This is a genomic window from Metallosphaera sedula DSM 5348 (genome assembly GCF_000016605.1).
Taxonomy (GTDB): Archaea; Thermoproteota; Thermoprotei_A; order Sulfolobales; family Sulfolobaceae; genus Metallosphaera; species Metallosphaera sedula.
In genome coordinates this window covers 300,992-313,961 of the sequence record NC_009440.1, presented here as the reverse complement: position 1 = coordinate 313,961, position 12,970 = coordinate 300,992, and the positions used below count along the sequence as shown (strand labels likewise).

Sequence of the window (12,970 nt, the reverse complement as noted above, 5' to 3'; positions counted from 1 at the left end):
TGACGGCGGGAGTGATTCACACGTCATAGTAACGAAACTCTCTATACTTCACTGGATTGACTATCCTGCTTAAATTGTTGAAACAATCACTCGTCTTTTAAATGATTAAAATTTTTTAGATAATTCACAGACAGGTTTATTAATACCTGTGAGGAAATGATGATTTATGAGAAAAGTTTACTTGAGACATGATTCAACGGTTAGTAAGACTGGGAACGATATGGAAATAGAGTTCACCCTCGTTAAGGAGGATAGGAAATCGTGGAGAATAAGGCTCACAAGCCGTAGCTCAGACCCGTATCAGAGCCTAATGAATCCCCACCTTTCTCAGTACGGGAAAATGTGCCATGAGACGACAGGAACAGGCTATGTTTGCCCAGTCTGCAACCTGGAAATAGATGAGTACGGATACTGTGGTTGCGGAACTGGATCAAGTTAGCAGAAAGGGAAAAAATATCAGGAGAGAAAAATTACTTCAATTTTCTTACTACCTCTTCTATTTCCGCGTAGTTTGGCTCGTTGGCTAACTCCTTTCCTACCCACTTATACACAATCTTGCCGTTCTTGTCCAGTATGAAAACCGCCCTCTTAGCTAGAACGTACCCAGGAAGAGGTAGAAATTCCATGTCGACGCCATATGCCTTCACAGCGTCTCTCTTGTAATCGCTTAGTATGGTGAAGTTAAGCTTGTTGGCTTCCTTGAATGCCTTGTTGCTGAATGGGGGATCCACACTAATTCCAAGAACTACAGCATTTACCTCGTTGAACTTGGCCATGGAATCCCTAAACGTGCACATTTCCTTTGTACATACAGAAGTGAAGGCCCCTGGGTAGAAAGCTAGTACTACCACTTTTCCCCTAAAATCGGAGATCTTTACTTTCTTCAGGTCTGTATCCACTAGTTCTACGTCCGGTGCAATTTGACCTATTTCTGGCATGGGCTTTATTAAGAAGATGGATATATAAACCAATTTATCAACAAGTATGAACTATTTAAATCTAGAAATTCTCTAAGTTAACTTGTGTAGTTACCTAGTCAGCCACTTGTCCTGATCCCAAATCGTGAGTAACGCGTAAATGCTCACAACGAGTTGAATTGCTAAGGCTAGGGAACCAATCACCAGCGTCTTCAACTTTTCCTCGTGCAGAAGTCTCCACAGAGCGTAAATGAAGGGAATTGCCGTAAGGTAGCTTGCCACATGCATTAAGATAACAGAATACTTGAAGCCTAGCCTAGGAAAGTGGAGGCCTAGGAAAGTAGGGGTTGAGTGAAATGCAGAGTGGAACGGAGTGATAAACGCTGACTGGGTCACGGAAAATGGGTAATGAGTTGTCATAGTTCCCAGCAGAAGGGAGAATACTATCCTCTTTGCCAAGATGATGGGTAAGTGAAGGAGGAAGTTGCCCCCGTGAAGAAGAGCTACTTCGTAATCTGATGGATTCGTATCCACAATTGTGGAGCCCAAGAAAATCATATCAAAGATTGAAACCCCCATCACGAGGAATGGAAGAATCGTTGTGTATAGAAAATTGAAAACGTAAAGGGGACCTCGTTTGAACATGGTTCCATCCCTCAGTTCCCTATAGAAAAAGTAGTAGTTTGCCCTAGACCATCTAATTAGTTGTCTGTACAGTTTCTTAACACTCTCTGGAGGATAAGTCAACACGGTGGTCTCAAAGTCCAGCAATGCCTTATAACCTCTCGAGATGACGTAGTTTGTAAGTTGTTTGTCATCTCCTATTAATGCCCTTCTTCCCATGAACCTCGGGTTTCTGAACTCTTCACTAAGGATAAATGGCCTAACCAACTCGGTCCTATAAAGGGAACATTTTCCATTCAGAAGAACTGCATAGCCCGACCTATTTACGGCCCTCATTGTGGCCTCCTTTAGTCTTTCAATCAGTTCTGCTAAGTAGAAGGTATTTCCAGTTTTTACATTCCTCACGTTAACGCTTACCCCACCTACTCCCTCGTCCATGAGGGACAACATCCTTCTTACTCCGTCACTGGGCAATACGGTGTCGCTATCCAGGAAGAGAACAAACTTCGTGTCCACGTGGGATATACCAGTGGCTAGGGCATTCCTCTTCCCTGACCTGGCAGGTGTCTTGATAAATCTTCCACCATACCTAAAGGTGATTGACCTATAGGGCTCATCGCAACCGTCTCCCACAACTAGAAACTTCACGTCCTGCTCCGCAACTGCAGAGATCACTCTCTCAAACACTGACGCCTTTTCCCCATACACGGGGATTAGAACGGTCACGTCAGATAATTTGTTCGAGTCTACTCTTCTGGGCATCCTTACGTTAATAGAGAAGTAGGAATTTAGAATAAAGTAAACCAGTGAAAGGAATAAGGTTAGCGATCCAAATATTAAATAAAATGCATCTAGTTGATTCATTCGGGTTTAACATGATAAAGGGGAGCTTAAAAACTATGTGGCTAGTTTCGGCAATTCATCTAGAGAATATACCTTAGAATACAACCTTTATCTACTGTTCAGTTTGACATTCTTGATGTTAAGATGCTGGCGAGGGCTGGGACTACTCTGCCCCTTTAGACAAATATCCTCAACTCTCGATGTACCCCTCAAGGGCTAAATTCATGTATCACGCGAAGTATCTGTTAGGGCCCTAACTTCATGCTCATAGAGTGCCAAGAGGGAATCCATGGTAACCATGCCCTGGAAGATTCCCTTGTCCACTACAGCTACCCATCTGCTCCTGTTTAGAGCCATTATCTCCCAAGCTTGTTCCAGAGAAGATTGAGGTGAAACGTGAGGAGAGCCTCTCATCACGTAGCGACCTACCTGATCCAAAGGATTCTTCCCTTCGATATCCCTGTAATACACTATACCTATGAACCTGCTCGATTCGTCCACGACTGGGAGGCTCAGAAAGTTGTTGTCTAACATGACCTTGAGAGCCACCTCTACCGTAGTTGAGGGAGACACTCGTATGTCGTATCTCTTGCATTGTCCCACCTTCAGCCTCTGCATGACGGGGATCTCGTACTCGCTCTTATGGGCTGGAGAATCCCTCCTTGTTGGGACTTGACTTCTGTAGATCGTGTAATTTCCTGAAACCAAGTAGGAGATGGCCACGGCTATCATGGCCCCTGGAAGTAGTTGAAGACTTGAGGTCATTTCAGTTACCATCACTATCACTGATAGTGGAACCTTTCCGGCAGCAGCGAAAAACGACATCATGCCTATTATAACGAAGGGAGCGATGTTGGGCACAAGGGAAGGAAATAGATAATGAAAAATCAGACCCACATCTGCTCCCAAGAACGCTCCGATAAATAGGCCAGGGGCAAAGACACCTCCGCTTCCTCCTGATCCTATAGAGAGCGAGGTAGCTAGAATCTTCACGAGGGGAAGTAGTGCCAACAGAAGTAGAACAGGTAATACAGGTGAATAGAAGGACGAGAATCTCTCGAATTCAGCCAGATTTATCCACCCATATCCTGTACCCATAACCTCGGGAAAAAGAAGGGTCAAGAGCCCAGCAAGTCCTCCCCCAATCATGGGCTTAACGTGATTGGGAAGCTTTAGTCTCTTGAATAATCCCGATATTCCGTAAAAGGACTTAACGTAAAGGATGGCCAACAGCCCTGATATTACCCCGAGCAAGGCGTACAAGGGTAACCTCATGGGATTGAAAGTTCCCGTATAATACCCGAAAACGGGAGTAAAACCAAAAATGATGCCGAAGATCGTGTATCCCACCGAGGAGGCAATTAGTCCAGGGTAAATTAACTCGGGTTCCAAGTCCCTCTTGTAAAGTATCTCCGACGCTAGGAGCGCACCACCTATGGGCGTCTTAAATATAGTCCCTATTCCTGCTCCTATACCCACAGCTAACGCCCTCCTTCTGTCCTCTGGCGAAAGCTTAAGTAAGTCCGCAATAACCGATCCTACCCCTGAGGAAAATTGAGCTGTGGGGCCCTCTCTTCCAGCGCTACCACCCGATCCTATTGTTACCGCTGAAGCGAATATCTTAACGGGAATTACAACCCATCTGACCTTTCCTTGGAGATAATGATATGCCTTAATGGCAGCGTCAGTACCGTGGCCCTCTGCTTCGGGGGCGAAGGTATATACCACAAGACCTGATATGAGTCCGCCTATCATGAGGGAAACAGGCACTAGGATGAAATTCCCAGGGTGAAACGTGAAGTTCAGAGTTCCTCCCTCTCCCAGGGGGTGAGGATAAGACATACCCACAAATCTAGTAATGAAGATATACTCGAACACATGAAGCAAAAGGTAGAAAACTGTAGAGGCAAAGCCTGCAACCACCCCGAGCAAGATGCCCAGGATGAGCCACTTCTCGAAGTAAGGCAAAGACGACAGCCTTCCAGACATGAAAGAATGTTGGTTTACTGTATAATAAAAAGAATTACATGATTGCGGTCTAATCGTTAAAGAAGCCCTTAAGACAGTTAAAATTAAAATTTTCTGTGATATTATCGAATATTTTATTACCTAATGTATGATGTCTCTCTCAAATGAAATACTTGATTTCCGCACCAAAATTACTAGAGGACCTTCACGATTATAAGGTGGTTGAGGTCACTTTCTATGACGATTCCTACGTTGAATGGCACATTCCCAACGCCATCAGGCTCCCCTGGAGATACCTAAGGCATCCCGTGAAAAGGGATTTCGCCACTAGGGAAATTCTTGAGAAGAGATTAGGCGAACTTGGAATTTCCCACGAAGATCCCTTGGTCTTGTACAGTGACTTCAACAATAGGTATGCATTTTACGCGTTCTGGATATTGAGGGCTTTCGGCCACAGGGAGATGAGCGTTCTGGATGGCGGAAAGGTCGCGTGGGAGATCAAGGAGTTTCCAAGAGAGACAGAGGTGAGGAGTCGACCAGCCTGCAAATATGAAGCCTTGGAACCTGACTGGAGTCAAAGGATCATGGTGTGGGAGTTACTTCCCAAGATCAATAGGGGGGAGAAATTTCAGCTTCTCGACGTTAGATACCGTGAAGAATATGTGGGAGAGGCAAGTACCCCGCCTGAACACCCCAACGAGGAATCTCAAGTAACGGGTCACATCCCCGGGGCTGTGAATGTGCCATGGAACAAGTTCTTTGATCCCATCACGGAAGAACTTCTTCCGCCGGATAAGCTTGAGATATCCGTGTCTAGGGACGACACTGTGGTATACTGTAGAACTGGGGCGAGGGCCTCCCTCGTATGGTTTTACCTGAAATACCTTCTGAACATTCCCCGTGTGAGACTTTACGACGGTTCATGGTCGGAATGGGGAAACATGGTTGGAGTTCCAGTGGAAAGGTAGTTATATTTCCGCCTTTTCACCGCTCTGGATGACCGACGGAAACTCATCAAACTTTCTAATTCTAACCTTTCTTAGTTCCCCATCCTTGTAAAATATCGCATCTCCAGTTTCCATGGCCTTTATCTCAGCCTCAATTTCCCTGGATTTTAGAGGTAGTATTTCCTTGTAAACCCTTACGTCGACTGGGTGAACCACCTTGTGGAGGAAATAGATCTCGCTCTGGGTAAGGACATCCTTGTTTACCTTGGCTGATCTCTGACTCACCAGGATCATCCCAATCCCCCTCTTTCTCCCTCGAAGGGCAATCCTCACCAAGACGTCGCTAAGCGGGGTTCTTGTTCCCTGGGGGATAAACTCATGTGCCTCCTCTAGGAGGACGAAGATGTCCCTCCTATAAATCTTGGAAGTCTCCCAAAGGATGTTGAAGAAGGTGGTCAGGAACTTGAATACTTCCTCGTTCCAGTCATTAACATCAAGGACCACGCTTTTACCAACCATAAGAAGGTTAACCACTTCCTCTGGATCAACGTTAAATTTATCAAAAATTATAGCCTCAAGCCCCCTATATTCACCGTCTGGATCCACTATAACTAGGGGAACTTTCTCCTTGATGAGTTCCTCAGCGAACACTTTCGCAGTATTTGATTTTCCTGATCCTCTTATTCCTAGGATAGCTATACACTTTCTAATTACTTGATCCTTCTCTAGGGTCAGTGTTCCTAAATCCATGTAATAAGACTGGGTTATACTCATCTTTTAAGGCTCAGAGCCCGATATCACTTCCCTTTATTTAATTTAGTTTTTATGGAATAATCCATTATAAACACTTTTAAATAAAAGTTTATAACCTTGGGTAAGATGTATGTAATGATAAAAATGTCCTTAAAGATATATAAAAAGTTGGATCTAACGGGTCAATCTTGCGCAGGACCTCTAGGAGAACTCTCTGGAGTCCTAGAGGAGATAAGTCCAGGGGAGGCAGTAGAGGCTATCTTAGGGGATGAAGCTACCAAGAAGGACGTGGTAGCATTTGTAACTAAGAAGGGTTACAAGGTCGTTTCCGAGAAAAATGAGGGTGGTAAGTTCACACTGGTGATCACAAAATGAAGAGAGTTATAGTCGTAGGTGGAGGTATAGCTGGAACAATCGTAGCCAACAGAATGGCTAGAATGATGCCAGAGGAGCTGGAGAGGGGAGACGCAGAGATAGTGGTCCTGGACAAGAACGAGAAACATACCTATCAACCAGGCCAAGCTCTAGTTCCCTTTAACGTTCAAGATCCCATGGAGCTAATCAGACCGGAGAGGGAGCTGTTAGATCATAGAGTTAAGTTTCTTCACGGTCAAAAGGGAGAAGTTTCTAAGATAGACCCGGCTAACCACTCCGTTACAACAGCTGACGGGGTTTCCCACTCCTACGACTATCTGGTTATAGCTACTGGTTCACATCTAAGATGGGATGAAGTACCGGGCTATAGGGACGCCGTCTACTCCCCTTGGGAATACGAGAGTGCGTTAAAACTGAGGGAAGCATTGGATCAATTTAGTGGAGGAACAGTGGTGATTAACGTTGCCAAGTTACCCCATAAGTGCCCCGTAGCGCCCATGGAGATTGCCTTGATGCTGGACGATTACCTAAAGAGGAGGGGAATCAGGGACAAGACAGAGATTATCTACACCTATCCTGTACCTGGGATATTCGGTATCAAGACCACAAACGACGTTATGATAAAGATATTTCAAGAAAGAGGAATAAAGATAATCTCTCCATTCAATGTAACCAACGTTAATGCGAAGGATAAGGTGATGGAATCTCAAGAGGGGGAGAAAATCAAGTTCGACCTCGCCATAGGGGTGCCACCGCACACAGGTGCTGATGTTATAGGGAAGTCCGGCATTGGGGACAAGAGGAACTGGATTCCAACCGACAAGTTCACCTTGAGAATGAAGGATCACTCCAACGTATTCGTAATAGGTGATACCACGGACATTCCAATTTCCAAGGCCGGGTCAACTGCGGACTTTGAATCCTACGTAATTGCAAACAACGTTACGAACGAGATAAGGGGTAACGGACTCAAGAAGACATATGATGGGTCAGTGTTCTGCTACATTGCCACGGGACTTGACTCTGGGACCTATATCAGATTTAACTACGCAGCACCTCCAGTACCTCCACCACCTTCCTACGTACATTGGTGGGGCAAACTAATGTACAACAAGTTGTACTGGACAGTGACCGCCAAGGCCATAGTGTGACAGGCCATGAAAGTTGGAATTATTTTGGGCTCCAATGAGCTGGACCGAGTAGCCTATGCGGGTATGCACGCCCTAATCTCAGCCACCCTAGACAACGAAGTGGTTCTTTTTGCCACAATGGACGGAGTTAAGGCCTTCCTGAAGAATCCGGATCTAAGGGTCGAATCAGGAACCTCCAAGACCATAAGGGAAAGTAATGAGGATGTTTTCCAACACTTCAGGAAAGCTAAGAAATCGGGAAAACTGAAGATATTGGCCTGCTCCTACGCAAGCAAGATCCATGGCCTAGACAAGGATGACTATGGGGACCTGGTCGATGACATAGTTGGGATTACCTCCTTCTCCATGGAAGTTGAGGGAGGACAGATCATAAGCATATGGTGATACCATGGCTACAGAGGTAAACCTGGATAAGGTACTTACGAAACTAGACGAAAAGAAGATGGAGGAACTAGCTAACTTCCTCGATCACGTCTCTACGTTAAATGAGGTCCTCACAAAGATAGGTCAACTAAAGGATAGCGGTGCCCTTGACGTTCTAATTAACTTCAGTTACGGGGCCAAGTCACTAAGGGATGCGCTCAACGATGATGCCATACAGAGCATAGCCGACATGCTTTCCAATCTCATGATAATTGCGGGTGAGATGAAGAATAAACAAAACGACATTGCCCAAATTCTTGAAAATGCAGACGCATTGAAAGATGCCCTAATGAGGTTGAAGGCATTGAGGGATAGCGGAACCCTTGACGTTATTGTCAACATGTCCTATGCCCTGAAGTCGTTGAGGGAAGCTCTTAACGATGATGCCATCATGAACCTAGGCTCTACCCTCAGTAATCTCATGGAAGTCCTTAGCTCCATGAATCCCAAGACTTCAGATGGACTAAAGCAGATAATAGACAAGGCTCCAGCACTGAATGAGGTTTTGAATAGGGTCATGGATCTAAAGAACAGCGGCACCTTAGACGTGTTAATAAACATGTCCTATGCCCTGAAGTCATTGAGGGATGCGCTCAACGATGATGCCATCACAAATCTAGGAACTACCCTTTCGCTGATATTTGAGTTCTTACCCAAGGGATTAGAGTTCCTAAATAAGGCAACGTCCCCACCCCTGAGCTCCCTGATTGAGGTTTGGTCGAGCGAAGAGGCAAGGAAGGTCCTGGCTAACCCGGAGAACGTCACACTTGGAAAGCTAATAGCTATGATGAAGGATCCTGATATCCAGAGGGGGCTAGGAGTAATGATGGGCATGTTAAAGATAGTAGGCAAGAACTTCAAGGCCTGATCTTTTCTTAACCTCTTTTTAACGCTGGTTCTAGGAGTATTTCTGATATAGAAAGTGATATAATTTTTAGCTATTTAAGATTAAAAATCACATAGCTTAATAGGTCTAAAAAAGAGGTCTCGTATCATCTAAGTTGAAGGGAGTAGCTAATCTTGGTAATACACACGCCAATAACTTACAATTTTCTCCTTCGCTGGTTATACTGCACTCATATAATCCGTAATTTGTGGGACAATTGGATGTTTGTTTAATAGTGAAATACGACTTCATTAAGAACTTTAAGCAGTTTAAGTATTTAAGTATTTATGTTCGAGAATACTAAACAGTTGTTAATTCGTGGACAACATAAATAATCAAATAACTAAAAAAGCCAGGTTAGTCCTCATTTAAATACATGGAAATAACCCACAAATTGTGTTGACTATTTAAGCTTTAGAGATCTATTCCTGATTTATGATAGAGGTTGACGGATTAACAAAGGTTTACAGGGATGGCACAGTTGCGCTTGATCACGTGACCTTCCAATCTAATGCCAAGGTCTTATCCGTTCTAGGAAGGAATGGGGCAGGAAAAACCACGATGATGAGAATTCTGTCCACTCAACTTCTCCCGTCCTCCGGGACAGCTAGGATACTTGGACTTGACGTGATCTCAGAGGCCGAGAAGCTCAGAACGAGAATAGTCTCAATACCTCAAGAGGCGAAGCCGGTGGGATTCGCGAGTCCCCTGGAACACCTCACCATGTTTCTCACTGCTAGGGGAGAGTCCATTAAATCTGCACTGGAGGAGTCCAGGAGAGCACTCAAGGAAATAGGACTTTGGGAAGTTAGGGACAAGCCCTGCGACGATTTGTCGGGTGGCATGAAAAGGAAGGTATTCGTGGCCATGGCCTTGGCGTCAAATGCTGATCTCATCTTTCTCGACGAGCCTACGACGGGTCTGGATCCCATATCCAGGCTCGAGGTATGGTCTGTGATAAAGAACATCAGCTCTAGAGTAGTTCTCACGACTCACTACATGGAAGAGGCTGAGGAACTATCACAGGACATAGTAATGTTGGGAAAGGGAAAGGTCATAGCCAAGGGAACCAAGGAAGAGTTACTTGCTCCCCTTCGCGGAAAGGTAAGGATAGAGGGAATTGGGGACAGGTTAATTGGCAAAACCCAGATTTCCTATATGGATGAGAACAAGGCCAAGGAGATCGTGGGTAAGGCAGTGATTAAACCAGTTTCGCTGGAGGACCTCTTTATTCTTCATGGGGAGGATGGGAATTGAACCTGAGGTATGTACTGGCGTTTGCGTGGTTCTATGGTTACTCGTTCCTGAAAAGAGGGTACACCTACGTTTTCAGCTACCTGATTACCCCGCTCTCAATCCTTTTCCTAGTGTACGTACTTTCCAGGGGAGCTCTGCTCCAGTACGCTGTTGTGGGAGGATTGATCTCCGTGGTAGCCACGAACTCTGTGGTAAGCCTTTCTGACGTAGTCATGTTGAGGAAGGAAATGAAGTTACAGGATATGCTTGTGGCCACTAGGATAGGACCCGCCGAATACATGCTAGGGTTGGCAACGGCGAATCTAATCTTCTCGTCTGTGGGAATGATAGTATACGTGATTCTGGGCCTAATCCTTCACGTATTCTCCATAACTAGTGCCCTGATCAGTTTCCTGATAGCCTGTTACCTGAACTACTCCATGACAGGATTAGCGTTTATCATTGGCACCTTTGTCCCATACACGCGTCATTCCTGGGCTATCTCAGGCGTTCTAGGGACAGTCTTCACAATAATACCGCCAATATATTATCCATATTCTGAATTACATGGAATTGTGGCCTATCTGTCCCTAGTAATTCCCTCATCGCCTGCCTCAGTTATTACGCAAGGAGTAACAGGGTTAACAAACTTCAACGTAATTGCCTTGCTCCTATTCCTTGTTGAGGGACCTCTCTTCGTACTTCTAGCCATGAAAACATCTAGGTGGAGAGAAAAGTGATCATCCCCGGTCGAAGTTGGTTTTTACCTTAATGTTTACCCTGTATCCTCTCCCCTCCTTTCTCACCTGGTATTGAAGCTCATATCCGTTGCACTTCCTCGTTACAATCATGTTGTTTTCATCAATCACGTTATAGGAAGGATTTCCGCAACCTTGAGTTAGGGAGCTCAACTTCTGTTCTATTTCGTCGTTATTCTTTGCGTAAAACTCCATCTCAGCTCCCTCTGGGGTAACAACTGAAACCGTGGTCCTGTTAGATATCGTGTATGATGCGAGAAGACCCAGGGAGATACCCACTATGGAGAAGATGACCGCTAACACTGGAAGTAGATTGCCGAAAATAGGGACTACCAGTACCTTAAAGGCCAGATAGAGGTAAAGTGCTGATGCAATAAGGGACGCTACACCTGAGGAGACCATGGAAGTATCTCTTCTCCTTTCTGAAAATCCGGCCACTGCTCCCACAATTATTCCGTTGAGAATGGGTATCCACCAAACGGCCAGTGCCACTGGTATGGTATACTTGAGAGATTTCATTGAGGTAATATTGTTGCGTGAGATTTTAACTTGATGTATTGAAACAAGGCTGGAAAAAGTGACCTAACTTGTAAAATCCCGCCTCACGTGGAGATACCAACTATGTTGTCCAACTCCTTGAGTAACTTATCCTCTACATGAGCGTTCCATAGCATCTCTGGCACGTCAACAACTAGGAAAAGTTCAGACAGGAGAAGGGCCTCAATCGCAGTTACAGCAATGTTCTGAATCCACTTTCCAACCCCTACTGTTACCTTTATTCCATCCTGCGTCTTCTCCATGAGGAAGGTAAGAGCCCGGTTTGCTGCTACAATGTCTCGAAGTATTCCTCCTTTCTGCGCCTGAATAACCACCTTGTCGCCCTCAGTCTTGGATTGAACCTTCCATCCGTCCATCTGAAGATATTGCATGAACTTTGAGGCTATCTCCTGCAAATCTCCATTCACTTTATACAATTTTTCTTTTTTAAAGAGTGCCATACATAATAATAGATTAATCTATAATAAATCTTTTCACAACATCTAGGGCGTTGAAGCTCCTTTCCTCTTCAGAGTCAAACCTACCAAAACTATCACGAAAATGGCCAAAAGAATTGAGACCTGTTGAATCAAATCGCCCACCAAAAATGAGTTGTAAAGGCCGTACATCATTAGACCTGCCGATGCCCACGAAAAAATACGTCCTACACCAGTAAGGAGATAGGCGAATGCAAGGAAGAGAGAAAGATAGAGAAGGGCTACGGAGGGAGCTATGGTGAGATTGTAGTAGGTTAGGGGAGATATTAGGCTAATTAAGACCGAGACAAGGAACCCAGTCAAGAGAAACATTGGGTTCACCTTTTGAGACCTAAATACCCTGTTGAGAGCGAGACCCTCCACCATTACTAGACCTATCATGGAGATTGACCCGTATATCTGCGAGAGGGGAGTTACTAAGAAGGAGCCTGCTATCAAGGAACCCACTCCCACCCCAAGGGATATGGGAACCACCCACGCCATCTTAGGCTCCCCATCGGCATATGGGATCAGGGTCATGCAAACAAGGAGTAGGGAGGAGTTAAGGATGTCGAGAAAGTCTATTGTGTGCTGTGCCTGAGCAGGGCTAGGAGTCCAGTACAGGAATGCCAATCCCAACTGCCCCAGGGCAAGAGGGATCAAGAGCATCTCGGCTCTTCCCAGAAGGACCAATCCTGTGAGGAGTGTAAGTAGACCCAGTAAGGAGTAGGCCACAACTCCGTGGAGGTTCAGATCGTAAAATACTGCATAATCGAGAGTGTAGGACAGGTAAAGGAAGTAACTAACTACCCAGGAGTATAGCTGTACCTTTCCAAGCCTAGATCCTTGGATCGCGTCATACAAACCTGTTTTAGGCCATGAGCTTCTCAGGTAAAGGTAAAGGGATATCCCCAAGGGAGAGATAATTAGCGAGGAGAGAATTGCATCCCTAAGTGAGGAGTGCAGGGTCATCAAGGTTAAGGGAGCGACTGAATTTATGGCGAAGAAGACTAGTCTCTTCAACGTGTAAGTGAATTCATAGGAACTTAAAAACAATTACCAGATTTTTCCTTCCA

The 12,970-nt window shown here is 45.1% G+C and carries 15 protein-coding genes; 8 read left to right on the top strand and 7 right to left on the bottom strand.

Features of this window, described 5'->3' with window-relative positions; translation table 11 throughout:
* The first annotated feature begins 166 nt into the window (after positions 1-166).
* Complete coding sequence (locus MSED_RS01860; protein ID WP_011921505.1) at positions 167-439, top strand: hypothetical protein; 273 nt, start codon at positions 167-169, stop codon at positions 437-439.
* Positions 440-470: 31 nt separating this feature from the next.
* Here MSED_RS01860 and MSED_RS01855 read toward each other — a convergent pair whose 3' ends face one another.
* The 3 genes from MSED_RS01855 to MSED_RS01845 all read right to left on the bottom strand — a co-directional run bounded on the left by MSED_RS01855 (position 471) and on the right by MSED_RS01845 (position 4,373).
* On the bottom strand, positions 471-938 hold the full coding sequence (locus MSED_RS01855) for a peroxiredoxin (protein ID WP_048060231.1): 468 nt from the start codon (positions 936-938) through the stop codon (positions 471-473).
* Between the two features lie 90 nt (positions 939-1,028).
* Positions 1,029-2,303 carry a glycosyltransferase family 2 protein gene (locus MSED_RS01850; protein WP_230842373.1) on the bottom strand — a complete coding sequence of 425 codons (1,275 nt, stop codon included), beginning with the start codon at positions 2,301-2,303 and terminating at the stop codon, positions 1,029-1,031.
* 303 nt (positions 2,304-2,606) lie between these two features.
* On the bottom strand, positions 2,607-4,373 hold the full coding sequence (locus tag MSED_RS01845) for a chloride channel protein (RefSeq protein ID WP_011921502.1): 1,767 nt from the start codon (positions 4,371-4,373) through the stop codon (positions 2,607-2,609).
* A gap of 143 nt (positions 4,374-4,516) precedes the next feature.
* On the opposite strand from MSED_RS01845, the gene MSED_RS01840 reads away from it, so the two are divergent.
* Entirely contained in the window at positions 4,517-5,320 is an 804-nt protein-coding gene (locus tag MSED_RS01840; protein WP_011921501.1) for a sulfurtransferase, read from the top strand.
* On the opposite strand, the gene MSED_RS01835 is transcribed toward MSED_RS01840, so the two are convergent.
* A complete protein-coding gene (locus MSED_RS01835; protein WP_048059960.1) occupies positions 5,321-6,049 on the bottom strand; it encodes an ATP-binding protein in 729 nt (242 codons plus the stop codon).
* 147 nt (positions 6,050-6,196) lie between these two features.
* Between MSED_RS01835 and MSED_RS01830 the strand changes: the two genes are divergently transcribed.
* The 6 genes from MSED_RS01830 (at position 6,197) to MSED_RS01805 (ending at position 10,863) form a co-directional block, all read left to right on the top strand.
* Positions 6,197-6,427 (top strand): sulfurtransferase TusA family protein, encoded by a 231-nt coding sequence (locus MSED_RS01830; protein ID WP_144418723.1) that lies wholly within the window; start codon positions 6,197-6,199, stop codon positions 6,425-6,427.
* Positions 6,424-7,578, top strand: coding sequence for an NAD(P)/FAD-dependent oxidoreductase (locus MSED_RS01825; protein WP_011921498.1), 1,155 nt, complete (start codon positions 6,424-6,426; stop codon positions 7,576-7,578). The genes MSED_RS01830 and MSED_RS01825 overlap by 4 nt, the downstream gene beginning before the upstream one ends.
* A gap of 6 nt (positions 7,579-7,584) precedes the next feature.
* A complete protein-coding gene (locus tag MSED_RS01820) occupies positions 7,585-7,962 on the top strand; it encodes a DsrE family protein (RefSeq protein WP_011921497.1) in 378 nt (125 codons plus the stop codon).
* A 4-nt stretch (positions 7,963-7,966) separates the two neighbouring features.
* Positions 7,967-8,869 (top strand): DUF1641 domain-containing protein, encoded by a 903-nt coding sequence (locus MSED_RS01815; RefSeq protein ID WP_011921496.1) that lies wholly within the window; start codon positions 7,967-7,969, stop codon positions 8,867-8,869.
* 453 nt (positions 8,870-9,322) lie between these two features.
* A complete protein-coding gene (locus MSED_RS01810; protein ID WP_011921495.1) occupies positions 9,323-10,144 on the top strand; it encodes an ABC transporter ATP-binding protein in 822 nt (273 codons plus the stop codon).
* The gene (locus MSED_RS01805) at positions 10,141-10,863 is read left to right on the top strand and encodes an ABC transporter permease (RefSeq protein WP_011921494.1); all 723 of its coding nucleotides are present in this window, start codon (positions 10,141-10,143) and stop codon (positions 10,861-10,863) included. Before MSED_RS01810 ends, MSED_RS01805 begins: the two co-directional genes overlap by 4 nt.
* On the opposite strand, the gene MSED_RS01800 is transcribed toward MSED_RS01805, so the two are convergent.
* The 3 genes from MSED_RS01800 to MSED_RS01790 form a co-directional block, all read right to left on the bottom strand.
* A complete protein-coding gene (locus tag MSED_RS01800; RefSeq protein WP_011921493.1) occupies positions 10,864-11,400 on the bottom strand; it encodes a hypothetical protein in 537 nt (178 codons plus the stop codon).
* A gap of 83 nt (positions 11,401-11,483) precedes the next feature.
* Entirely contained in the window at positions 11,484-11,879 is a 396-nt protein-coding gene (locus MSED_RS01795; protein ID WP_011921492.1) for a hypothetical protein, read from the bottom strand.
* A 42-nt stretch (positions 11,880-11,921) separates the two neighbouring features.
* Positions 11,922-12,917 carry a hypothetical protein gene (locus MSED_RS01790; protein ID WP_048059959.1) on the bottom strand — a complete coding sequence of 332 codons (996 nt, stop codon included), beginning with the start codon at positions 12,915-12,917 and terminating at the stop codon, positions 11,922-11,924.
* Positions 12,918-12,970 lie beyond the last annotated feature (53 nt).

What these genes read in the sequence shown, in the direction of transcription:
- MSED_RS01860 (WP_011921505.1), top strand. Translation starts at nt 167, where the DNA reads ATGAGAAAAGTTTACTTGAGACATGATTCAACGGTTAGTAAGACTGGG.
- MSED_RS01815 (WP_011921496.1), top strand. Translation starts at nt 7,967, where the DNA reads ATGGCTACAGAGGTAAACCTGGATAAGGTACTTACGAAACTAGACGAA.
- MSED_RS01840 (WP_011921501.1), top strand. Translation starts at nt 4,517, where the DNA reads ATGAAATACTTGATTTCCGCACCAAAATTACTAGAGGACCTTCACGAT.
- MSED_RS01820 (WP_011921497.1), top strand. Translation starts at nt 7,585, where the DNA reads ATGAAAGTTGGAATTATTTTGGGCTCCAATGAGCTGGACCGAGTAGCC.
- MSED_RS01800 (WP_011921493.1), bottom strand. Translation starts at nt 11,400, where the DNA reads ATGAAATCTCTCAAGTATACCATACCAGTGGCACTGGCCGTTTGGTGG.
- MSED_RS01845 (WP_011921502.1), bottom strand. Translation starts at nt 4,373, where the DNA reads ATGTCTGGAAGGCTGTCGTCTTTGCCTTACTTCGAGAAGTGGCTCATC.
- MSED_RS01795 (WP_011921492.1), bottom strand. Translation starts at nt 11,879, where the DNA reads ATGGCACTCTTTAAAAAAGAAAAATTGTATAAAGTGAATGGAGATTTG.
- MSED_RS01835 (WP_048059960.1), bottom strand. Translation starts at nt 6,049, where the DNA reads ATGGATTTAGGAACACTGACCCTAGAGAAGGATCAAGTAATTAGAAAG.
- MSED_RS01810 (WP_011921495.1), top strand. Translation starts at nt 9,323, where the DNA reads ATGATAGAGGTTGACGGATTAACAAAGGTTTACAGGGATGGCACAGTT.
- MSED_RS01825 (WP_011921498.1), top strand. Translation starts at nt 6,424, where the DNA reads ATGAAGAGAGTTATAGTCGTAGGTGGAGGTATAGCTGGAACAATCGTA.
- MSED_RS01855 (WP_048060231.1), bottom strand. Translation starts at nt 938, where the DNA reads ATGCCAGAAATAGGTCAAATTGCACCGGACGTAGAACTAGTGGATACA.
- MSED_RS01830 (WP_144418723.1), top strand. Translation starts at nt 6,197, where the DNA reads ATGTCCTTAAAGATATATAAAAAGTTGGATCTAACGGGTCAATCTTGC.
- MSED_RS01850 (WP_230842373.1), bottom strand. Translation starts at nt 2,303, where the DNA reads ATGCCCAGAAGAGTAGACTCGAACAAATTATCTGACGTGACCGTTCTA.